The sequence below is a fragment of the Parasphingomonas frigoris genome, from assembly GCF_036663815.1.
GTDB lineage: Bacteria > Pseudomonadota > Alphaproteobacteria > Sphingomonadales > Sphingomonadaceae > Sphingomonas.
In genome coordinates this window covers 98,269-120,058 of record NZ_JAXOJQ010000002.1, presented here as the reverse complement: position 1 = coordinate 120,058, position 21,790 = coordinate 98,269, and the positions used below count along the sequence as shown (strand labels likewise).

Below are 21,790 nucleotides of genomic sequence, written 5' to 3'. Positions count from 1 at the left end.
TCGCCCGTCAAGCACGCCGCTCAGCCGAGGGCGAGGATTTCCACCGAGTCGCCGGCTTGCGCCGCAGGAGCATGCGGCGCGCGGACGATCAGGCAGTCGGAGCGGGCCAATGTGGCCAGCATCGACGAATCCTGACGCGCCGCCGAATGGACGCGACCGGCGCGGGTTTCGGCCCGCAGATAGTCCTGGCGATGGTCGTTGGCGGGGAGCGGTTCGCCGAGCGTCGCGAGGAAACGGCGCGGTGCGGGATCGGCCGCGCCACTCAGATGGGCGATGAGCGGACGCAGGAACAGGATCGCGGTAACGAACGCCGAGACGGGATTGCCGGGGAGGCCCAGCACGATCGTGTCGCGCAGTCGACCGGCGAGCATCGGCTTGCCGGGCCGCAGCGCGATTCGCCAGAAGTCGAGACTTCCGCCCGCGGCGGCGAGCGCCGGACGGATCAGATCATGATCGCCGACCGAAGCACCGCCGGTCGTCACCAGTATATCGGCGTCGACACGCGCGAAGGCATCCGTGATCACGTCGAGCCGGTCAGGCAGGATGCCGAGCTCGATCAGCGCGATGGGCAGGTCGGCGAGAAGCGCCGCGAGCATCGCGCCATTCGATTCCGGCAACCCGCCGTCGGTGAGCGCCGCGCCCGGTGCGACCAGCTCGTCGCCGCTCGCCACGATCGCGACCCGCAGCCGTCGAGCGACCTTCACGGCACCGTGCCCGGCGGTCGCGGCCAGCGCGATCCGCGCGGCCGTCAGCCGCTCGCCCTTCGCCACCAGCAGATCGCCGCTGCTGAAATCGAGCCCCTGGCGGCGGACGTTGCCGCCGCGCACCGGGCCCGTCCCCGTTAGCCGGACGACAGCACCGTCACGCACCGCCTCTTCCTGCACCAGCACGCTGTCGGCGCCCGATGGCATCGCCGCGCCGGTGAAGATTCGGACCGTCTCCCCGGTACCGACATGTCCGCTGAAAGCATGCCCCGCCGCGCTCTCGCCGATCAGCGCGAGCGGGCCTGGCAGATCATCGAAGCGGACCGCATAGCCATCCATCGCCGAGACGGCGGTGGCGGGCTGGGTCCGTAGCGCTACGATGTCGGCCGCCGCCCAGCGCCCGGCCGCGGCGGCGAGCGGGGCATCTTCGGTTGCAGGCGCGGATCCCAGCGCGAACAGCCGCGCCTGGGCGTCGGGAACGGAGAGCAGCGGCGGGCGGATCGGATCGGGCATGAGCGTCCTAATGCGGCACCGTGCAAAGCGTTGCACGGGCGTCAGCGGCGGATGCGGCGACTGCGCCTGACTGTCAAACGGGCAAAGGCCGCGGCGCTCGGCCTAGCGTCGCCGCCTAATCGGCCTGCCGAAGCGAACGCAGCCGGGCTTCGGTGCGGAAAGACCCGCCGCGACTAAAAAACCACAGGTCGCAGACAATGTTGCTGGCGATGGCGCGCTGTCATGAAAATGTCATACCTCCGGCCTAGCGGCGCGGCTGGGGGCAGACTTTACCACGCTGAAGATCGCTCGCCCCATCGCGCGCAAGGTCCGCAACGGATCGGCGCGCTCGCTTTTCGATGTCCGCAGAACATCCAACATCAAAGGGAATCGCATGTCCAAGTCGCTCGTCGTCAAATCCGCCTTGCTGGTCGGAACCGCCTTCGCCGCCGTTGCGAGCGCCAGCGTCGCGCAGGCGCAGGACGTGCCCGCTGCCACGAGCGTCGCAGCACCGGCAGAGGGCGACTCGCTCGGCGACATCGTGGTGACGGCGCAGCGCCGCAGCGAGAACCTGCAGAAAGTCCCGGTTTCGGTCGGCGTGCTGTCGGGTGCCGACCTGCGCACCTACACCTCGGGCGGCAGCGACACGCTGCTCGAACTCGCCAACCGCGTCCCCGGCCTCTACGCCGAGACGACCACCGGCAAGATCTTCCCGCGCTTCTACATCCGCGGCCTCGGCAACGTCGATTTCTACCTCGGCGCATCGCAGCCCGTGTCGATCATCCAGGACGACGTCGTGCTCGAGCATGTCGTGCTCAAGTCGAACCCGGTCTATGACGTCAACCAGATCGAAGTGCTGCGCGGGCCGCAGGGCACGCTGTTCGGCCGCAACACCACTGCCGGCATCATCAAGTTCGACACCAATCGCCCGACCAACGAGTTCACCGGCCGCGCGACTGCATCCTATGGCACGTACAACACCGTCAGCGTCGATGCCGGCGTCGGCGGCCCGATCGTCAAGGACGTGCTGAGCTTCCGCGTGTCGGGCCTGTATCAGCGTCGCGACAATTGGATCGACAACACCTTCAACGGCGTCAGCGACGACGGCACCGTCGGCGGCAAGGACAAGCTCGGCGGGTTCGAGGAGAAGGACATCCGCGTTCAGCTGATGCTGACTCCGCCCGACACCGGCTTCACCGGCCTGCTCTCGGCGCATGCGCGCGATTACAGCGGCACCTCGTCGATCTTCCATCGCGGTGCGATCACGCGCGGCACCAACGACGTCAGCGCCGCACCGCGCGCCAGCGTCGGCCTCGACGAAGGCAACAACAACCCGCAGGCGTACAAGACCTACGGTACCTCGTTCAACGCCAAGAACGATTTCGGCGGCGTCACGCTGACCTCGATCACCGCCTATGAGACGACCGCAGGCTACAGCCGCGGCGACACCGACGGCGGCGTCGGCGCCAACTATGCCGGCATCCGCTACACCGCGCAGAGCCAGGGCCGCGTCCGCGACCTCGACCAGCTGAGCGAGGAAGTCCGGCTGGCCAGCAACGGCAATGGTCGCTTCAAGTGGCAGATCGGCGGCATCTACTTCGAATCGCGCGACATCACCGAGTTCGCCCAGCGCGGCGTGTTCCTGCTCAACAATTCGTTCGGCACGGCACCCAACCCGAACAACTTCGTCGTCCTGCGCAACAAGAACACCTCTTATGCGGGCTTCGGCCAGGCGAGCTACGAGCTGCTCCCCAAGCTGACGCTGACCGGCGGCGTGCGCGTGACGTATGACGAGAAGACCACGCGCCTGGTCACCCCGCCGCGCACCGCAGCCGGTGTCTCGACATTCCCGGCGACCGCGGCGACCTATGTTCGCCTCGCCGACACGCAGCCGAGCTGGGAGGGCAGCCTGAACTATGCGGTCGACCCCAACGTCAACGTGTTCGCGCGCGTCTCGCACGGCTTCCGCGGGCCGACGATCCAGGGCCGCAACGCGGTGTTCAGCTCGGCGTTCGTGACGGCGACCTCGGAGACGATCACGTCGTATGAAGCCGGCTTCAAGTCGAACCTGTTCGGCAACACGCTGCGCTTCAACGCGACGGGCTTCTACTACAAGGTCCACAACATCCAGCTGAACGGCAACGACGCCAACAACAACGGCCTGCTGTTCAACGCCAACCAGGCGCAGGCGTGGGGCGGCGAGGCCGAACTGACGTGGCGCCCGGTGCGCGACTTCACGCTGGGTCTGGGTGGCAGCGTGCTGCACACCGAGATCAACGACACGCGCGTCTATACCCCGGCGTGCTTCCTCAACGGCGCAGTGACCTGCACCGTGCTCAACCCAACGCTCAATGTCCGTAACGGCGCCGGTACGACCACCGCCGTGCTCGCGCAGATCAACGGCAACGCACTGCCGAATGCGCCGAAGTATCAGCTCGACGCCAATGCCCGCTACGACTTCCGCCTCGGCAACGGCGGCGCGCTGTTCGTCGGCGGGGACGTGACGCTGCAGGGCTATACCAGCTTCGTGCCGTACAAGACGGTCGAGTATACCTCGGACGGCACGTTCGAGGCGGGCGTCAAGGCGGGCTACACCGCGCCCGACGGCAAGTATGAGCTCGCCGTCTTCTCGCGCAACGTGACCAACGAGAAGAACCTCAAGGGCGTGCTCGACAATTACAACGCCGCAGTGTTCAACGATCCACGGATCATCGGCGTGTCGCTCAGCGGCAAGTTCTGAGGCAGAGCGCCTTCGACCCCCCAAGCCCTCTCCCATTCTTCATGGGTGAGGGTTGGGTGAGGGTCTTCTGCTTCTTCTTCTGCTTCGGCCGATAAAAAGAAGGCCCTCACCGACTACGACTAGGCCCGCCTAAAGAAGGCGGACCAAGTCTGCGTTGCCTCTCCCGCTTGCGGGAGAGGATAAGGGGTGATCAGCCCCCGTTCGCGAATTCTAGGCTTCTATTTCTCCCCCGGCGAAGGGGCCCTGTGGCTCGTCGCCGCCGCGCCTCAGCGCGCCCAGTCGCCCGATTTGCCGCCGGTCTTGGTCAGCAGCCCGATCCCGCCGATCGTCATGCCTTTGTCGATCGCCTTGGCCATGTCGTAGATCGTCAGCAGCGTGACCGACACCGCGGTCAGCGCTTCCATCTCGACCCCGGTTTTGCCCTCGGTCGCCGCCGTCGCGGTGGCGGTGACGCCGGCATCGTCGACCGCCAGCTCTATCGCCACGCGGGTCAGCGGCAGCGGATGGCACAGCGGAATGAGATCGCTGGTGCGCTTGGCCGCCATGATCCCGGCGATCCGCGCGACCGCGAGCACGTCGCCTTTCAGCGCAGTTCCATCGCGGATCGCGCGCGCGGCCGCGGGCGCCATGTCGATCCGCCCGGTCGCCACCGCCTCGCGCCGCGTCGCCGCCTTGCCGCCGACATCGACCATATGCGCGGCGCCAGCCGCATCGAGATGCGTGAGGTCGCTCATCCGACCAGCGTGTTGGTCGCGGATTCGAGATCGTCCTGCCGCATCAGCGCTTCGCCGATCAGGAAGCAGCGGATGCCATGCTCGGCCATCGCATCGAGATCGGCGCGCGTGGTGAGCCCGCTCTCGGCGACGAAGGTGCAATCCTTCGGCGCCTTCGACACGAGCTCGTAGGTCCGCGCGAAATCGACCGAAAAATCGCGCAGGTTGCGATTGTTGACGCCGATCAGCCGCGACTTGAGCTTGAGCGCGCGCTCCATCTCGGCGTGCGAATGGACCTCGACCAGCACGTCCATCCCGCATTCGAGCGCGCTCGCCTCGATCTCGGCGAGCGTGACGTCGTCGAGCGCGGCCATGATCAGCAGGATCGCGTCGGCGCCGATCCCGCGCGATTCGGGCACCTGCCACGGATCGACCATGAAATCCTTGCGCAACACGGGCAGGTCGCACGCGCCGCGCGCGGCGGTGAGGAAGGCGTCGGAGCCCTGGAACCAGGCTTCGTCGGTCAGCACCGAGAGGCAGGTCGCGCCGCCCGCCTGATAGGCGCGGGCGTGCGCCGGGGGATCGAAATCGGCGCGGATCAGGCCCTTGGACGGGCTCGCTTTCTTGATCTCGGCGACCAGCGCGTAGCCACCCGCTGCCGCGCGCGCGTCGAGCGCAGCGCGGAAGCCGCGCGGCGGCGACTGGCCGGCGATGCAGGCGTCGAGCTCGCTCAGCGCGGTGGTCGCCTTGCGCGCGGCGACGTCGGCGCGCTTGGTTTCGAGGATGCGGTTGAGAATGTCGGTCATGAATACGCAATCCAGCGATCGAGCAGGGTGTTGGCGCCGCCGCTATCGAGCGCCTCGGCGGCAATGGCAACGCCTGCGGGGAGAGTTTGCGCGCTGCCCGCGACGATCAGCGCGGCGGCCGCGTTGAACAGGACGGCGTCGCGATAGGCGCCGGTCTCGCCGTGCAGCAGGCGACGCAGCGCGGCGGCATTGTGCACCGGGTCGCCGCCACGGATCGCGGTGATCGCGTGGCGCGGCAGGCCGGCATCCTCGGGCGTGATCGTCGCTGGGAGGTCGACCTGTCCGACGCCGATTGCGATGCTCGGGCCGGCGCTCGACAACTCATCGAGACCTTCCTCGCCCGAGACGACCAGCGCCGCCTCCGTGCCGAGCTGCTCGAGTGCGGCGGCATAGGTGGCGGCATAATCGGGGCGTGCGATGCCGATCAGCTGGCGCGTGACGCCGGCTGGATTGGCGAGCGGGCCCATCAGGTTGAAGATCGTGCGGCGGCCAAGCTTCTGGCGGATCGGGGTGATGCGCTTCATCGCCGGATGGTGGTTCGCGGCGAACAGGAAGGCGATGCCGATGTCGCGCAGGCTCGCCTCGGCGCACAGGCCGGCGCGGTGCATGTCGAGCCCGAGCGCTTCGAGCGTGTCGGCGGCGCCCGCCTTCGACGAGGCGGCGCGGTTGCCATGCTTGGCGACGGGCACGCCGGTGCTGGCGACGACGATCGACACCGCGGTCGACACGTTGAGCGTGTGGTGGCCGTCGCCGCCGGTGCCGCAGACGTCGAGCGCGTCGGCGGGGGCGTCGATCGGGATCAGCCGGCTGCGCATCGCGCGCGCGGCCTCGGCAATCTCGATGCTGGTCTCGCCGCGCTCGGTCAGGCCGATCAGGAAGGCGGCGATCGCGTCTTCCGAGGCGTGGCCGTCGAGCACGTCGGCGAAGGCCTGCGCGGCGGTTTCGCGGCTGAGCGGGGAGGCGGTGTCGGGAAGGAGGGTCACATTCCCCTCCCGCTTGCGGGAGAGGTTAGGGGAGGGGAGTGCGGTTGCTGCGTTGCAGGCAGGCCCTCCCCCGACCCCTCCCGCAAGCGGGAGGGGAGTTCAATCCCCGCATCCGAGAGGAAATTCGCCAGCATCGCGTGGCCATGCTCGGTCGCGATGCTCTCGGGGTGGAACTGCACGCCGTGGATCGGCAGTGTCGCGTGGCGGATGCCCATTACCGAACCGTCGTCGGCGCGCGCATTGACGACCAGCTCGGCCGGCAGATCCTCGACGATCAGCGAATGATAGCGCGTCGCGGTGAAGGGTGAGGGGAGGCCGGCGAAGACCCCGGTGCCGTCATGCTCGACCGGCGAGGTCTTGCCGTGCATCAGCCCGCCGCGCACGACGCGCCCGCCGAAATGCTGGCCGATCGCCTGGTGGCCGAGGCACACGCCGAGCAGCGGCTTGCCCTGTTCGGCGCACGCGGCGACGAGATCGAGCGAGATGCCCGCTTCGGTCGGCGTCTTTGGGCCGGGCGAAATCAGGAAACCCTGCGCGTTGCTCGCCAGCGCGTCCGCCGCGGTCAGCGAATCGTTGCGCACGACCTTCACCTCGGCACCGAGCTCCATCAGATAATGGACGAGGTTCCAGGTAAAGCTGTCATAATTGTCGATGACCAATATCATCAGGCGCCGCTACCGCGTTTGCGCGCGCGCGACAATCTTTCCAGCGGCCACATTCAGGTCGGATCAACCTGCCATGGCGGACGTTGAGCGAATCGAGGAGATTTCACCATGTTGCGCACCCTAGCCGTCGCCATCACCCTGGCCGCAGTCCCCGTCGCCGGCTTTGCGCAGACCGCACCGGCGGCAGGCCCGGAAACACGGCAAGCCGAATCCGGCAAGCCGCCGCTGCGGATTCGTTCGATCACGCTGACCGGCAACCAGACCTGCCCGAAGCCGACCGACCCCGACGCTGAGATCGTCGTCTGCGCGAAGCAGGGCGAGCCGTATCGCATCCCCAAGGAATTGCGCGACGACAAGCCGATCCCGGCGCAGAATCAGAGCTGGGTCAATCGCGCCGCGGTTGCCGATGAAGTCGGGCGCCGTGCCGCCGGCTTGCCCGACACCTGCTCGCCGACCGGCTCCGGCGGGCAGACCGGCTGCGCGATGATGCGCGCGCAGCAATATGCCGCCGAAAAAGCGGAAGCCAAGCGTCAGGCAGCCGCCATCCCCTGAGCGACTACTGCCCGAAGCTGACCTCCGCCGCCCGCGCGATCGCCTCGCGCGCGGCGGCGAGCAGCGCGCCGGCCTTGGCCTCGCACTCGCGCTGCTCATATTCCGCGACGCTGTCGGCGACGATCCCGGCGCCGGCCTGGACGTGCATCGTTCCGTCCTTGACCACCGCGGTGCGCAACACGATGCACGAATCCATCGATCCGTCGGGCGAGAAATAGCCGACGCCGCCGGCATAGGGCCCGCGCACCGCATCCTCGAGCTCGGCGATGATCTCGCACGCGCGGACCTTGGGCGCGCCGCTGACGGTGCCCGCCGGAAAACCCGCGAACAGTGCGTCGAGCGCGTCATGCTCGTTCGACAGCTGCCCGACGACGTTCGAGACGATGTGCATGACGTGGCTGTAGAATTCGGTCGTGTAGCTCGCCGTGACGGTCACGCTCCCGGCGGTGGCGACGCGGCCGACGTCGTTGCGGCCGAGGTCGAGCAGCATCAGATGCTCGGCGCGCTCCTTGGGATCGGCGAGCAGGCCGACGCGGTTCGCTTCGTCCTCGGCGGCGGTCTTGCCGCGGGGGCGCGTACCCGCGATCGGGCGGATCGTCACTTCGCCGTCGCGCACGCGCACGAGGATCTCGGGACTCGAGCCGGTCAGCGCGAAGCCGGGCAGGTCCAGATGATAGAGGAAGGGCGACGGGTTGATCCGCCGCAGCGCGCGGTACAGTTCGAACGGCGGGAGCGTGAACGGCACGGTGAAGCGCTGCGCCAGCACGACCTGGAAGATGTCGCCCGCGACGATGTAATCCTTCGCCGCCGCGACCATTTCGGCATAGCGGCCCGGCGGGAGCGTCGGCGCGAGCGCGATATCGTCGACCGGCGCGGCGTGGACCGGGGCGGGCAGCGGGGCAGTGGCGAGCCGCGCGGCGGTCGCCTCGATCCGCTCGACCCCTTCGGCGACGATCGCATCGGGCGATCGCGTCGCGTCGGGCCAGACCGGTGCGACGAGGAACAGCGTGTCGGCGAGCCGATCGAAGATCAGGATCACGGTCGGGCGCACGAACATCATGTCGGGCAGGCCGAGCGCGTCGGTCTCCGGGCGCGGCAGCCGCTCGACCAGGCCGATCGTCTCATAGCCGAAATAGCCAACGAGGCAGGCGAGCGCGCGCGGCAACTCGGCCGGCACGTCCATCCGGCACGACGCGACCAGCGCGCGCAGCGCGTCGAGCGTCGGGACGTCGCACGGCGTGAAGGCCGCTCGGTCGCTCAGCCAATGCGGGTTGATCGCGGCCTGCGACCCGTGCGCGCGGAACACCAGATCGGGGGCGAGCCCGATCAGGCTGTGGCGCCCGCGCGTCTCGCCGCCCTCGACCGATTCGAGCAGGAAGTCGCCCCGCCCGGGCTCGATCAGTTTCAGCGCGGCGGCGACCGGCGTGTCGGTATCGGCGACCTGGCGCTGCCACAGTAACGCCGGCCGGCCCTCGGCCAGCGCGGCGCGGGCGGCGATCCGGTTGGCGCGCTCAGGGCTGCTGATCGTCTGCACTCACGCCACCGACCATCTGCGCCTTGAGCTTGGCGATCGCCGCGGCATTGCGCTTGGTGCCGACCGCGACCTGCACTGCCTTGCCGAACTGCGCGACATATTCGCGGCCGATCACGCTGGCGATATCGGCCTGCGTGCCGGCGATGACGCGTGCGTTGCCGCTCGCGTCACCCGGCGTGATCTTGTCGAGATGGATGATGAAATAGCCCGCGCCGTTAGGCGCCTCGAGCAGCTTGGTCGTCTTCTCGGCCATCGCGAACAGCATCTGCAACGGCGCTGGAACGCCGCGCGGGTTGGCCATCAGTTCGGCGCGCGGGCCGGCGATCGGACGGAGCGGCGGCAGCGTCAGCTTGGTCGCGGCAAAGGCCTGGCCGAGCGGGGTGCCGGCGTTGGCGACGGCGACGATCGTCCCGGCGACCTTGCGCGCGGCCTTCTGCGCGCGGTCGATCGTGAAATCGCGCACCACGGCGTCGCGGATCTGCGCGAGCGGACGCGGCGCCGACGGCACGATCTTCTCGAGCATCGACAGCGCGAAGCTGCCGTCCGGGCCGAGCGGCACCGTCTGCGGTGTATCGCCCGCGTGGGCAGCAAACGCCGCCGTGACGATCGGCGCGATCGCCGGATCGGGCTTGGCGGTCGGGTTTTCGATGTCCTGGCCGCTGGCGAGCAGGGCGGGGGTGCGCACCGCGGTCAGCTTCTGCTGTGCGACGATCCCGTCGAAGCTGACCTTCGACAGCTGATCCTCGAAGGCATTGCGGCGATCGGCGAGCAACGCGGCGCTCTTCTGCGTGGCGAGGCTGGTCTTCAGCTCGGGCGTCGCGGCGGCGAGCGTAGTGGCAGGGCGGGTGCGCTGCGTCTGGACTTTGAGCACGACGAAGCCGAGCGGCGCGCGCAGCGGCCCGACGACATCGCCGACCTTGCCGGCAAACGCGGCGTCGGCGATCGCGGGCGACGATTGTGCGGCGTAGGTTGCCTTCTGCGTGTCGGTCAGCGTCGCGGGCTCCAGCCCGGCGGCGCGCGCCGCCTGGTCGATCGGCGTGCCGGCGCGGACCTTGGCGGCGAGCGCGTTTGCCGCGGTCTGGTCGGCGACGACGATCTGGACGATCGTGCGCAGGTCGGCGGCGGCATATTTGCTCGCCTGCGCCTTGTAGGCGGCGGCGATCTCGGCGTCGGTCGGCGTCGCCTCCGCCGCGATGCTGGCAGCGTTGACGATCGCATAGCGGATCACGCGGCGTTCGGGGACGCGGTAGCGCGAGACGTTGCGGGCATAATACGCGTTGAGCTCGGCGTCGGTCGGCGCGGGGCCGGTCGCGAGCGCCTGCGAGGGCACGAAGCCGATCGTGCCGGCGCGCTTCTCGAGCAGCAGGCTCGAATAGGGGAGCGCGAGCTGGAGCGGGACCTGGTTGGCCTTGAGCGGCGACTGCCACAATTGCTTGACGAGGATCTGGTCGCTGGTCTGCAGGCGGACCTGCGCGTCGGTCATGCCGATCTGGCGAAGGGCGGTTTCATACTTTTCCTGGCTGAACTTGCCGTCGAGGCCGCTGAGTCCGGGCTGCGACGCGATCACCGCATCAACCGCGGGCTTGCCCACGACCATGCCCTGCGCCTGCGCGAACTGGCGCAGCGCGGTCGAATCGATCAGCCGCTCGAGCGTTGCGTCGAACCCGCCGCCGGCGACGAATTCCGCCATCGTCAGCGTCGGCTGCTGCTGGCGATAGCCGTCCATGTCGCGCTGCACTGCGGCCTGCAGATCCTCGACCGAGATCGTCTTCTTGCCGACGGTGGCGACGGTATCGCCCTTGGCGGCCGTGCTCTCGCCGCCCGACAGGCTCGACCGGTCCCCCAGCACGAACGCCAGCCCGAGCAATGCGACGAAACCGAGCGCAATCGCGCCTCCGAACCGGTGGGCAATCATTCGGCGGAAAAAGCTGAGCATGGTCGGAAACGGCCAATCTGTCTGGAGCGTGTTGCCGTTGCTTTAGGGGGCAGGCGGGGCCGCATCAACCCAGGCGGTTGGACTTGTGCCGCGCGCACGCTTCGGTATCGCTGTTCGGCGAGGATCAAAACGGGAGAGACGCACGATGGCGCGACGCAAGCTGGTGGCAGGCAATTGGAAGATGAACGGCAATCGTGCCGCGCTCGCCGAGTTGGTCACGATCGCGGAAGCCGCTCGCGCTGCGCCCTTGGTCGACGTGTCGATCGCGCTGCCCGCGACGCTGATCGCGCCGGCGGCGGCGCTGGTCCCGGGCTTCGCGTTCGGCGGCGAGGATGTCCATGCCGCCGAAAGCGGGGCGCATACCGGCTGCCTGTCGGCCGCGATGCTGGTCGAGGCCGGCGCGCGCTTCACGATCGTCGGGCATAGCGAACGCCGCGCCGACCAGGGCGAGACCAGCCAGGACGCGTGGGCCAAGGCGAGCGCGGCGCATCGCCACGGGCTCGGCGTGATCCTGTGCGTCGGCGAGACCGATGCCGAGCGCGATGCCGGCCGCGCCGCGCGCGTCGTCCAGGCGCAGATCGAGAAATCGGTCCCCGATCTGGCGACCGGCGACTGGCTGACAATCGCCTACGAGCCGCGCTGGGCGATCGGCACCGGCCGCACCCCGACGCTCGACGAGATCGGCGAAGTGCATTCGATCGCGCGCGCCAAACTGCGCACGCTGGTGGGCGACGCGGCGGACGGGATCCGCATCCTCTATGGCGGGTCGGTGACGGGCGCGAATGCCGCGGCGATCCTCGAGACCGAGGATGTCGACGGCGCGCTGGTCGGCGGCGCGAGCCTGACCGCGGCGAAGTTCGTGCCGATCATCGAAGCGGCGTAGCGGGGCCTGCGGCATGGGGCGGAAGCTCAAGGTCTTCGTCGTGCCGGCGGGCTTCAGCGACGCCTATGTCGCCGCGCCGAGCCGCAAGGCGGCGCTCGCGGCGTGGGGGAGCGAGCACGACCTCTTCGCGCGCGGCGTCGCGCAGGAGGTGACTGACGCGGCGCTGATGGCCGAGCCGCTGGCCAAGCCGGGTGAAGTGGTCAAGCGCTCGCGCGGGACGACCGCCGAGCAGATCGCGGCGTTGCCGGCGCAGCCGGTTCGGCCGGCGAAAGCAGAGGCGGTGGAGGAGACGCCGGCGCCGCGCGCGAAGACTACTCGGAGCGCGACCAAGCGTGCGACTTCGGCCCCGCGAAAAGCCGAACCCAAACCCGAATCTGCGCCCAAGCCCCCGCCCAAGCCCTCGAGCGACGCCCTCGCCGCCGCCGAGCAGGCGCTGGCCGAGATCGAGGACAGCTACCGTGACGCCGACGCCAAGCTCGTCGTCCGCCAACGTGTGCTAGACCGTGAGCGCCGCGATTTGGATGCGAAGCACGACCGGGATCGCAAGGCCCGCAGCGAAGCCGTCGCCGTCGAACGCGACCGCTACGACACCGCGATGACCCGTTGGCGGAAGCGGCGGGGAGCCTGATGACCCCAAGGCCTGCGATTCGGTCTTAGCGTCCTCCCCGTTTCTCAAGCTCCGGGGATCGATTTCGGGAAAGAGCGAGCAGAGACAGGTTTGGGGACAGCGAAACCCGCTTGCGGCAAAGATTCGACGATCGAGACGGCGTGAGCCGTCCCGATATGCGTTTTCAGCGGGAAGGAATGGGCGTTACGCGCCGCGCTGTTCGGCCGCCAAGTTGGCGGCAATCCAGGCCGATACGTCGGTAACGGGAATGCCATGGCGCGCGTTGAACGTCTTTGCCTTGTCCCATGCGACGCCACGCCCTTGCGCGAAGGCCGCCCGGTATTTGCACATCATGTTGGTCGGATCGTTCGCCAGTTCGTCCATCAGGAACGGCACGGTCCATTCGGACCGGCTGAAGCGACGACCCAGTGCTGCCTCGAGCGCGTCCGCGACCTCCCCATAAGTGACGGTATCCCCCGCAAGGAAGACGATCTCGTTCCGAATGGTCGGCTCGAAGAAGACGATCTCGGCGGTCAACAGCCCGATATCGTCCGGTGTCGTTAGCGTCACGGCGGTATCGAGGCTGCCGAGCGCGTGGACGGCATTCTTATCGAGGTCGACGACACCGAACTCTGGCTCGAACAGATAGCTCATGAACATGCCGGTGGAGATGATGACCCACTCGGTCTTGTCCTGCGCGCGCAGAAGCGCCCGCACGTCGAGCTGCGCGTCGAAAATATCCTGCGGACCGCCGCGGCCGATCGCTTCGAAATCGACGCCGAACTGCCACGGGAAGTAGCGCGGGATGCCGGACTGCAGGGCCGCCCTGGCAAGCTTCATCGGCGTGTTGATGCCCGCCGCATAGCCTGCGCAGCCGATCACCGTGTCATAGCGCGAGAACAGCGATGCCAGTTCGTCGATCGAGCTGGTGACCAGATCGCCCAGGACGATCTCGATACCGGCCGCGCGGATTTCGGCGATGTCGCGCTGTTTGGCGGGCGTATCGGACTCGACGGCGCTGGCGCGGAGCAGCACGCTGATCCTGGCACCGTCGATCGTCTTTGCGCGGCGCGCGAGGTTGCGGAGAACCGGTATGCCCAGCTCGCCGGCACCCAGCACGAGGATATTGCGGGACTTCACGGTGGAAACGGCTTCGTTCATCGGTCTAACTCGTTCAACAGGGGTTGCCGCCCTAATCTGGCGATCCACCCGCAAGCGCGAAAGAAGGGTACATGCGTGATACTGTGGCCAGGGCGCTAAGCCCGGAAGACGTTCTGAACTATTCCCAGACCGTCTGCGACGGCCTTCGCGACGATGATGACGGGGTGCGGCGCGAGGTGCTGGCGCATGCCGGCAGTCGCTGGTCGCTCGGGGTCATCCACACGCTCGGGGTCTATGGTCAGCTGCGTCATGCCGAGATTGGCCGGCGCATGCACGGCGTCACGCAACGCATGCTGACGCGCACGCTTCGCCATCTGGAGCGCGACGGGTTGGTGGTCCGGCATGACTTCGAGGAGGTCGTCCCGCACGTCGAATATGCGCTGTCCGATACCGGGCTGGAGCTGCTGGTGCGGCTGGTCCCGCTCTGGACTTGGATCGTCGAGAACGTGGACAATTTTCGCACGGCGAGAGACGCGTTCGACCGAGACAATGTCGATCTGAAAACGCCCTCTTAAACGCTGACCGACGGGCTCGCACGACACTGGTCGGTGAACCGCCGGGCAGGCGGTCAAGCCGGCGGCGGCGCGAGTCCGATCAGCTTCATCGCCACCGCCTGCGCCACCATCGTCACCAGCCAGAACAGGCTGTCTGCCGCGATCCGCCGCGCGCGCGCGCCGTGATAGCGCTGCGTTACCGCCACCACCGGCAGCACGAAGCCCGCCCAGATCACCACCGCGCTGCCCACCGCCATGATCCATGGTGCCGCCTTGGCGGGCGCGAGGATCAGCGCGCCGGCGAGGATCGAGGCGAACCAGAACAGGCCGAGTGCCGCCACGACGATCGCGCTCATCGCGACGCGCCCGCGCCCGAACGCCACGTGATAGGCGGCACCGAGCATCAGCCCGATCAGCGTCGCGACGAGGATCGGCGCGAGGTTGAGCAGGATGTAGATCATGCCGGGAAGCGACCCTTGAGCATCGTCCATGCCGCGCGCAGGCCGAGCGCCTCGCCACCTTTGGGGCGCCCGGGCTTGGAACTCGGACGCCACGCGAAGGTGTCAAAATGCGCCCAGGGCGTACCTTCGGGGACGAAGCGGCGCAGGAACAAGGCAGCCGTCACCGATCCGGCGAAACCGCCGTCGGGGGCGTTGACGAGATCGGCGATGTCCGAGGCGAGCATGTCGTCATACCCGTCCCACAAGGGCAGCCGCCACAATGGATCGCCGACCGCGGTTCCGGCCGCAAGCAACGCCGCCGCCAGCGCCTCGTCATTGGCGAAGGTGGCGGGCAGGTCGGGCCCGAGCGCGACGCGCGCCGCGCCGGTGAGCGTCGCGAAATCGAGGATCAGCGTCGGCTTCTCCTCCACCGCACGCGTCAGCGCGTCGCCGAGCACGAGGCGGCCTTCGGCATCGGTATTGGTGTTCTCGACGGTGAGGCCCTTGCGGGTCTTCAGCACGTCGCCCGGGCGGAAGGCGTTGCCCGAAATGCTGTTCTCGACTGCGGGGATCAGCAGGTGGAGCCGCACCGGCAGCCGCGCCGCCATCACCAGCCCGGCGAGCGCGAGCGCATGCGCCGCGCCGCCCATGTCCTTCTTCATCAGCCGCATGCCCGATGACGGCTTGATGTCGAGCCCGCCCGAATCGAAGCACACGCCCTTGCCGACGATCGCGATGCGCGGATGCGCGGGGTTGCCCCATTCGAGTTCGATCAGCCGCGGCTCTCGCCCGCGCGCGGCGGCCTGGCCGACCGCGTGGATCATCGGATAGCCCTTTTCGAGCGCATCGCCCTTGGTCACGGCCACGGTCGCGCCGTGCGCCTGGGCGAGCTGCTGCGCTTCGGCTTCGAGTTCGGCCGGGCCGAGATCGGCGGCGGCGGTGTTGACGAGGTCGCGTACCTTGGCGGTGGCGCGCGCGAGGCGGACGGTTTCCTCGATCCGCGCGGGCTCGCCGGTGAGCAGCACGCGTGGGCCGACGCTGGGTTCGTCGCGCTTGTAGCGATCGAACTTATGCTGTGCGAGGCACCAGCCGAGCATCGCGGCGCCGGGCTCGCCCTCGGCGAGGCGATACGTCCCCTCAGGCAATTGTTCGCCGAGCGAGGCGATCCGCCACGGCGAGTCGAGGCTTTCGTTGCAAACGAGCAGCATCGCCCAATCCTCGGGCTTCTCGCCCGGCAGGACCGCGCGATTGCCCGGCTTGCCGGTCAGCCGGTGCGCGGCGACCACGGTGCGGATCCGCGGCGGCTGCGCGCCGAGCCACGCCTCCCACGCCTCGGGGCGAACGACATGGATGAGGCGGGCGCTCTGGCCGCGGTCGGGTTGGAGCAGCGGGGTGAAATCGGTCATGGCTGGGTGGGGGTCACGAGCAATTGCTCGAGCTTTCCGTTGGCGCCGGGTTCGGCGTAGGTGCTGATCGACAGCGTCGTGGTCGGATAGGTCGCGCGGTAGTTGCGGTTGACGAAGCCGCCGCGCAGGCGCGCCTTGCCGGTCTGGACGAACGCGGTCGGCGCGCCAAGCGGGGATAGGCTGGTGCGGTAATCGGCGAGCGTCGTCGCGGTGAAGTAGAAATTGGCGTCGTCGGTCAGCTGGCTGCGATCGAGGGTGCCGCTGCGCAACTGATCGAACGCGGTGCGGACGCGCGCAAGCACCGCGGTGTCGGCCGCATCGGCCACCGGCGTGCCGAGCACGATGCCGGCGAGCTTCTGCGCGATCGTCTGATAGGCGTCGCTCGACCAGCTGTTGATGAGGACGACCACCGCCGTCTTCTGCTCGGGATAGACGATGTTTTCGGACAGGAAGCCGACTGCCTCGCCGCTATGCTCGACGAAACGGCGGCCGTTGGCGGTGCCGGTCGAGACGCCGAGGCCATAGCCGTTGGTCGTGCCGTCGGCGAGCTTGACCGGGGTTTCCTGAGTCGCCCAATCCTGCGGCGTCAGGACCGTGCGATCGAGCCGCGCGACGTCCCAGGTCGCCAGCGCGCGCGCGCTCATCGCGAGTTCGCCCGCGGCATAGAGCCAGCCGTGCGCGGCGGGCGTGACGGGGCGCACCGGGCCGAGCGCGGCGCGGCCATAGCCTTGCGGGAAGCCGGGGCCGACCGCGAGATCCTGATCGTAGACCTTCATCCCGAGCGGCTTGAAGATCCGCGCTTTCAGGAAATCGAGCAGCTTTTGGCCCGAGACCTTTTCGACGATCATCCCCGCGACGACATAGCCGGTGTTCGAATATTGCCACTGCGTGCCCGGGGTGAAGTCGAGCGGCTTCTTCGCCCAGCGATCGACGATCTGCTGCGGCGTGACCGGGGTCGCCATCGCCTTGAAGCTGTAATCCTGCGGCCAGTAATCCTGCAGGCCGGCGGTGTGGCTCAGGAGCTGGCGGATCGTGATCGTGTCGCCGCCGGTGATGCCGGGGACGTATTTGGACACGTGATCGTCGAGGTTGAGCTTGCCCTCGCGCTGGAGCAGCAGGATCGCCGCGGCGGTGAACTGCTTCGACACCGACGCGATCTGGTACGGCGCATCGTCGCGCGTCGTGCCGGTTTCGGCCTGCTTGCCGTACGCCCTGGCAAAGACGATTCGCCCACCGCGCACGATCGCGACCGAGGCCGATGGGACGCCCGACTTGGCGAGCGCGTCGGTGACCGTCTTATCGACCTGTTGCGTCTCCGCCGCGGTGAGCGATTGCGCGAGGGCGGGGGCGGAGACGGATAGCAAGCCTGCCACCAGGCAGTATCGGGAGAGCTTCACGTAGGGGGCAGTCCTTCAGCGAGATGAACGACGATATGTCACCGTCCTGCCGCGAAAGGGAAGGGGGCAGGCCTCAAACGGTCGGGACGCCGTAAAGATCATGCTCGTCGGCATCTTCGATGCTGACCGCCACGATGTCGCCCTGCTTGAGGTGGCCAGCGTCGCGCAGGAAGACCTCTCCGTCGATCTCGGGCGCGTCGGCCTTCGAGCGGCCGGTGGCGCCGCCATCCTCATCGACCGCGTCGATGATGACATCGAGCGTGCGGCCGACCTTGGCCCGGAGCTTGTCGGCCGAGATGCGCGCGGTGAGTTCCATCAGGCGGGCGTAGCGCTCTTCCTTGATCTCTTCCGGCACGTGGTTGGGGAGGTCGTTGGCGGCGGCGCCTTCGACCGGCTCGAAGCGGAACGCGCCGACGCGGTCGAGCTGCGCTTCCTCGAGCCAGTCCATCAGATAGGCGAAATCGTCCTCGGTCTCGCCGGGGAAGCCGACGACGAAGGTCGAGCGGATCGCGATGTCGGGCGCGATCGTGCGCCAATTCTTGATGCGCTCGAGCACCTTGGTCTCGTTCGCCGGGCGCTTCATCAGCTTCAACACGTTGCGGCTGGCGTGCTGGAAGGGGATGTCGAGATAGGGGAGGATCAGCCCCTCTGCCATCAGCGGGATGACCTGGTCGACATGCGGGTAGGGGTAGACGTAGTGCAGGCGCACCCAGGCGCCGAGCTTGCCGAGTTCACGCGACAGATCGGTCATGTGCGCGCGGACTTCCTCGCCGTGCCACATCCGCGGCTGGTGGCGGATGTCGACGCCGTAGGCCGAAGTGTCCTGGCTGATCACCAGCAATTCCTTGGTGCCGGCTTCGATCAGCTTCTCGGCTTCGCGCAGGATCGCGTCGGGGCGGCGGCTGACGAGGTCGCCGCGCAAGCTGGGGATGATGCAGAAGCTGCAGCGGTGGTTGCAGCCTTCGCTGATCTTCAGATAGCTGTAATGGCGCGGGGTGAGCTTGAGCCCGCTGTCGGGGACGAGGTTGAGGAACGCGCTCGGCGGCATCGGGGCCGCTTCGTGGACTGCGCCGACGACCTCTTCGTACTGGTGCGCGCCGGTGACGGCGAGGATGCCGGGGAATTTCGCGCGGATCATCTCCGCTTCCTTGCCCATGCACCCGGTGACGATGACGCGACCATTCTCGGCGATCGCCTCGCCAATCGCCTCCAAGCTCTCCTCCTTGGCCGAATCGAGGAAACCGCAAGTGTTGACCAGCACCACGTCGGCGCCGGCATAATCGGGCGACATGGCATAGCCGTCGGAGCGCAGCTTGGTCAGGATCCGTTCGCTATCGACCAGATTCTTGGGACAGCCGAGCGAGACCATGCCGATCTTCGGCGGGGAGGGGAGTGTTGTTGCCATGGGAGGGGCGGCATGTAGGCGCGTTTTGCGGAATTTTCCACCCACCCTGCGCCCGTTCGTCCTGAGCTTGTCGAAGGGCTGCCTTTCTCTCTACCTTGGCAATGAGGGGCAGGGCTTCGACAAGCTCAGCCCGAACGGAGGTTTGGTGCTCGACTTTTCCTTATTGCCGCATCCCGACACCCCGCCGAGTGCGGTAGAGGCCGTTCACGTAAAGGCAGAGGTGAGCGATCGCCGTCTCCTCCTCACCTTCGTCGTACACGGCAACGAACATGTCGCGCTGCCCGATTGGGTCGCGTCTGCCCGTACCGATGGCTTGTGGAAGACGACCTGCTGCGAGCTGTTCCTCGCAGTGCCCGGCGCGGACGCATATAGCGAGTTCAACTATTCGCCCTCGACGCGGTGGGCGGCCTACCGCTTCAAGGCGTACAGGGCAGGGGGCACCGACCTGGCGCTGACGCTCGATCCGCATGTCGATCGCGGTGACGACAATTCGGAGTATCTCGTCGAGGTCGAGCAGGACCTCTTCGATCTTCCCGCCGGCCCATGGCAGATGGGGCTCTCCGCGGTGATCGAGGAAACCGACGGCACCAAATCCTATTGGGCGCTCGCGCACGCCCCAGGGCCGCCCGATTTCCACAACCGGGATTGCTTTATCGCAACCCTCCCGGCACCTGCGCACCCATGAACTTCGGTATCGATCGCCTCCTCGCCGACCCCGCGCTGCGCGCGCCGCTCGAGGGCAAGCGCGTCGCCCTGCTCGCGCATCCTGCCTCGGTCACGGCCGACCTGACGCATTCGGTCGATGCGCTGATCGCCGCGGGGCTCAATGTCACCGCGATGTTCGGCCCGCAGCACGGCGTGCGCGGCGACCTCCAGGACAATATGATCGAGTCGCCGGATTTCACCGATCCGACCTACGGCATGCCGGTGTTCAGCCTCTACGGTGAAGTCCGCAAGCCGACCGGGCAGTCGATGGGCACGTTCGACGTACTGCTGGTCGACCTGCAGGACCTCGGCACGCGGATCTACACCTTCATCACCACGCTGCGCTACGTGCTCGAGGCCGCCGCCGAGCATAGAAAGACGGTGTGGGTGCTCGATCGCCCCAATCCGATCGGCCGGCCGATCGAGGGGCTGACGTTGTTGCCCGGCTGGGAGAGCTTCGTCGGCGCCGGGCCGATGCCGATGCGGCATGGGCTGACGATGGGCGAGCTCGGACACTGGTTCATCGATCTGCTCAAGCTCGACGTCGACTATCGCGTGATCGCGATGGAGGGCTGGCAGCCCGACGCGGCGCCCGGCTTCGGTTGGCCGACCGACCGCGTGTGGATCAACCCCAGCCCCAACGCCCCCAACGTGATGATGGCGCGTGCCTATCCCGGCACGGTGATGCTCGAAGGCACGACGCTGTCCGAGGGCCGCGGGACGACGCGCCCGCTCGAACTGTTCGGCGCGCCGGATATCGATGCCCGCGCCGTCGTCGCCGAGATGCAGCGGCTGGCGCCCGAGTGGCTTGCCGGCTGCGCCTTGCGCGACATCTGGTTCGAGCCGACTTTCCACAAGCATGTGAAGAGCTTGTGCAACGGCGTTCAGATCCACGCCGAGGGACCATCGTACGACCACGTCGCCTTCCGTCCGTGGCGCCTGCAGGCGTTGGCGTTCAGAGCGATCCGTACGCTCTATCCAAAATACGACCTGTGGCGCGACTTCCCGTACGAATATGCCTTCGGGAAATTGCCGATCGACGTAATCAACGGCGGGCCAGGCTTGCGCGAATGGGTCGACGACCCGGCGGCGACTCCGGATGCGCTCGACTCGCTGGCGCGCATCGACGAGGCGGCCTGGGCCGAGTCGCGCGCGCGATTCCTGCTCTACTGAGCCTTAGGACGAATGCGACGCTCGTCTCGTCGTGCGTGCGCAACGACTCGAAGCGGACAGTCGATTCGAAGGTAGTAGTTTATCGTTCGGTAATTCATGGAGAATATATCGATTGCCGGCCCGGGGGGGTCGTATCGTGTGCCGGAGAAACGTCGTGGAATCCGATCGTCACTTCTACATGCGCCGTGTCGTCGCAGAGCGCCTCGCCGCCGCCCGCGCGGTCACCGAAGAAGGACGCCAGCGTCGGCTCGTCCTCGTTGAGACCTATCTGCAGAAACTCCAGGCGATGCCGGCCTGAGCGGCTACTAGCCGGTCAATCTGTATCGCACGCGACGAACGTCCCGCGATCCAGATCGCGGACGAAGCGCGATCCCACCGGGGCATCGATGAGCGCGAGCCATGAGTCGTCGCGATTGAGGACTGCGCCGAGGGCGACATACTGCGGATTGTCGTCATTGCGTTCATCCTCCGAGATGGCTTGATCGGTTCCGCGAATGCGCCAGCCACTATCGGGGAATGTGTCGCTTTCCTGGCCCAGGTCCGGCTCTTCGCGGTACAGATACTCGACCGAGCTCGTGCCAGCGACGACGCAGGCATCGGCCATGCACCGATCCCAATATTCGCGACTCGCGGCGGGTGGGGGCAGGGACGCCGTCCGATCGGCATTCCATTGCAAGTCGATGATATCGGAGCGTCGAAACGCAATCGACGCGCCGATCTTAAGTTGCGGCATATCAAACGGGGCATTGTCCAGAGTTCCGACCAGCGCGTCGCCCTGCGCCGACGTGATGGTGACCCACATCCGCTCGGCATCCCACTCCGACCCGCCGGGATGCGACCGAAAGATAAGTTTCGCCAGATCGCCCGCTTGGAGCGCTAGCAGCTGGTTCTCGGTCGGCAGGAGGAAGGTGTAGCGCGCTTCCTCAGCGATCGGTCGCGGGTCGTCGATGGTGTAGCTGCCACGCATTCGGCGCCACAGATCGTAGACGGGTTT

21 protein-coding genes are annotated in these 21,790 nt (G+C 67.7%); 8 read left to right on the top strand and 13 right to left on the bottom strand.

From position 1 onward, the window contains the following. Window positions 1–20: 20 nt before the first annotated feature. Entirely contained in the window at window positions 21–1,217 is a 1,197-nt protein-coding gene (locus U1872_RS05805) for a molybdopterin molybdotransferase MoeA (RefSeq protein WP_332791946.1), read from the bottom strand. A 373-nt stretch (window positions 1,218–1,590) separates the two neighbouring features. Here U1872_RS05805 and U1872_RS05800 point away from each other — a divergent pair, with 373 nt between their 5' ends. Continuing rightward, window positions 1,591–3,936: a TonB-dependent receptor gene (locus U1872_RS05800; RefSeq protein WP_332791945.1), complete on the top strand. Its 2,346-nt coding sequence runs from the start codon at window positions 1,591–1,593 to the stop codon at window positions 3,934–3,936. Window positions 3,937–4,202: 266 nt separating this feature from the next. Here U1872_RS05800 and moaC read toward each other — a convergent pair whose 3' ends face one another. From moaC to U1872_RS05780, 4 genes are read right to left on the bottom strand one after another with little or no spacing between them, the layout of a single operon-like run. Continuing rightward, the gene (gene moaC, locus U1872_RS05795; RefSeq protein WP_332791944.1) at window positions 4,203–4,670 is read right to left on the bottom strand and encodes a cyclic pyranopterin monophosphate synthase MoaC; all 468 of its coding nucleotides are present in this window, start codon (window positions 4,668–4,670) and stop codon (window positions 4,203–4,205) included. Further along, window positions 4,667–5,455 (bottom strand): indole-3-glycerol phosphate synthase TrpC, encoded by a 789-nt coding sequence (trpC, locus tag U1872_RS05790; protein WP_332791943.1) that lies wholly within the window; start codon window positions 5,453–5,455, stop codon window positions 4,667–4,669. Before trpC ends, moaC begins: the two co-directional genes overlap by 4 nt. Beyond that, complete coding sequence (trpD, locus tag U1872_RS05785; protein ID WP_332791942.1) at window positions 5,452–6,438, bottom strand: anthranilate phosphoribosyltransferase; 987 nt, start codon at window positions 6,436–6,438, stop codon at window positions 5,452–5,454. Before trpD ends, trpC begins: the two co-directional genes overlap by 4 nt. Then, window positions 6,435–7,103 (bottom strand): anthranilate synthase component II, encoded by a 669-nt coding sequence (locus tag U1872_RS05780; protein WP_332791941.1) that lies wholly within the window; start codon window positions 7,101–7,103, stop codon window positions 6,435–6,437. The genes trpD and U1872_RS05780 overlap by 4 nt, the downstream gene beginning before the upstream one ends. A 108-nt stretch (window positions 7,104–7,211) precedes the next feature. Between U1872_RS05780 and U1872_RS05775 the strand changes: the two genes are divergently transcribed. Continuing rightward, entirely contained in the window at window positions 7,212–7,655 is a 444-nt protein-coding gene (locus U1872_RS05775; protein ID WP_332791940.1) for a hypothetical protein, read from the top strand. A gap of 4 nt (window positions 7,656–7,659) precedes the next feature. Here the strand turns inward: U1872_RS05775 and U1872_RS05770 are convergent, their stop codons facing one another. Both U1872_RS05770 and U1872_RS05765 read right to left on the bottom strand, forming a co-directional pair. Beyond that, on the bottom strand, window positions 7,660–9,189 hold the full coding sequence (locus U1872_RS05770) for an anthranilate synthase component I family protein (protein WP_443025338.1): 1,530 nt from the start codon (window positions 9,187–9,189) through the stop codon (window positions 7,660–7,662). Next, complete coding sequence (locus U1872_RS05765) at window positions 9,167–11,125, bottom strand: peptidylprolyl isomerase (protein ID WP_332791939.1); 1,959 nt, start codon at window positions 11,123–11,125, stop codon at window positions 9,167–9,169. Before U1872_RS05765 ends, U1872_RS05770 begins: the two co-directional genes overlap by 23 nt. A gap of 145 nt (window positions 11,126–11,270) precedes the next feature. On the opposite strand from U1872_RS05765, the gene tpiA reads away from it, so the two are divergent. Both tpiA and U1872_RS05755 read left to right on the top strand, forming a co-directional pair. After that, window positions 11,271–12,008 (top strand): triose-phosphate isomerase, encoded by a 738-nt coding sequence (gene tpiA, locus U1872_RS05760; RefSeq protein WP_332791938.1) that lies wholly within the window; start codon window positions 11,271–11,273, stop codon window positions 12,006–12,008. Window positions 12,009–12,021: 13 nt separating this feature from the next. Further along, entirely contained in the window at window positions 12,022–12,636 is a 615-nt protein-coding gene (locus U1872_RS05755; RefSeq protein WP_332791937.1) for a hypothetical protein, read from the top strand. 183 nt (window positions 12,637–12,819) lie between these two features. Here the strand turns inward: U1872_RS05755 and U1872_RS05750 are convergent, their stop codons facing one another. Continuing rightward, the gene (locus U1872_RS05750) at window positions 12,820–13,776 is read right to left on the bottom strand and encodes an aromatic alcohol reductase (protein WP_332791936.1); all 957 of its coding nucleotides are present in this window, start codon (window positions 13,774–13,776) and stop codon (window positions 12,820–12,822) included. Between the two features lie 71 nt (window positions 13,777–13,847). Here U1872_RS05750 and U1872_RS05745 point away from each other — a divergent pair, with 71 nt between their 5' ends. Next, the gene (locus tag U1872_RS05745; protein ID WP_332791935.1) at window positions 13,848–14,291 is read left to right on the top strand and encodes a winged helix-turn-helix transcriptional regulator; all 444 of its coding nucleotides are present in this window, start codon (window positions 13,848–13,850) and stop codon (window positions 14,289–14,291) included. Between the two features lie 53 nt (window positions 14,292–14,344). Here U1872_RS05745 and U1872_RS05740 read toward each other — a convergent pair whose 3' ends face one another. The 4 genes from U1872_RS05740 to rimO all read right to left on the bottom strand — a co-directional run bounded on the left by U1872_RS05740 (window position 14,345) and on the right by rimO (window position 18,918). Then, window positions 14,345–14,731 carry a hypothetical protein gene (locus tag U1872_RS05740; protein WP_332791934.1) on the bottom strand — a complete coding sequence of 129 codons (387 nt, stop codon included), beginning with the start codon at window positions 14,729–14,731 and terminating at the stop codon, window positions 14,345–14,347. Beyond that, the gene (locus U1872_RS05735; RefSeq protein ID WP_332791933.1) at window positions 14,728–16,116 is read right to left on the bottom strand and encodes a leucyl aminopeptidase family protein; all 1,389 of its coding nucleotides are present in this window, start codon (window positions 16,114–16,116) and stop codon (window positions 14,728–14,730) included. The genes U1872_RS05740 and U1872_RS05735 overlap by 4 nt, the downstream gene beginning before the upstream one ends. Further along, a complete protein-coding gene (locus tag U1872_RS05730) occupies window positions 16,113–17,513 on the bottom strand; it encodes a serine hydrolase domain-containing protein (protein WP_332791932.1) in 1,401 nt (466 codons plus the stop codon). The genes U1872_RS05735 and U1872_RS05730 overlap by 4 nt, the downstream gene beginning before the upstream one ends. Window positions 17,514–17,586: 73 nt before the next feature. Beyond that, window positions 17,587–18,918 (bottom strand): 30S ribosomal protein S12 methylthiotransferase RimO, encoded by a 1,332-nt coding sequence (gene rimO / locus U1872_RS05725; RefSeq protein WP_332791931.1) that lies wholly within the window; start codon window positions 18,916–18,918, stop codon window positions 17,587–17,589. A gap of 220 nt (window positions 18,919–19,138) precedes the next feature. Between rimO and U1872_RS05720 the strand changes: the two genes are divergently transcribed. The 3 genes from U1872_RS05720 to U1872_RS05710 all read left to right on the top strand — a co-directional run bounded on the left by U1872_RS05720 (window position 19,139) and on the right by U1872_RS05710 (window position 21,094). Continuing rightward, complete coding sequence (locus U1872_RS05720) at window positions 19,139–19,603, top strand: DOMON-like domain-containing protein (RefSeq protein ID WP_332791930.1); 465 nt, start codon at window positions 19,139–19,141, stop codon at window positions 19,601–19,603. Next, a complete protein-coding gene (locus tag U1872_RS05715; RefSeq protein ID WP_332791929.1) occupies window positions 19,600–20,796 on the top strand; it encodes an exo-beta-N-acetylmuramidase NamZ family protein in 1,197 nt (398 codons plus the stop codon). The genes U1872_RS05720 and U1872_RS05715 overlap by 4 nt, the downstream gene beginning before the upstream one ends. Window positions 20,797–20,950: 154 nt before the next feature. Then, a complete protein-coding gene (locus U1872_RS05710) occupies window positions 20,951–21,094 on the top strand; it encodes a hypothetical protein (protein ID WP_157134576.1) in 144 nt (47 codons plus the stop codon). A gap of 15 nt (window positions 21,095–21,109) precedes the next feature. Here the strand turns inward: U1872_RS05710 and U1872_RS05705 are convergent, their stop codons facing one another. After that, on the bottom strand, window positions 21,110–21,763 hold the full coding sequence (locus U1872_RS05705; RefSeq protein ID WP_332791928.1) for an immunity protein Imm33 domain-containing protein: 654 nt from the start codon (window positions 21,761–21,763) through the stop codon (window positions 21,110–21,112). Between the last annotated feature and the right edge of the window lie 27 nt (window positions 21,764–21,790).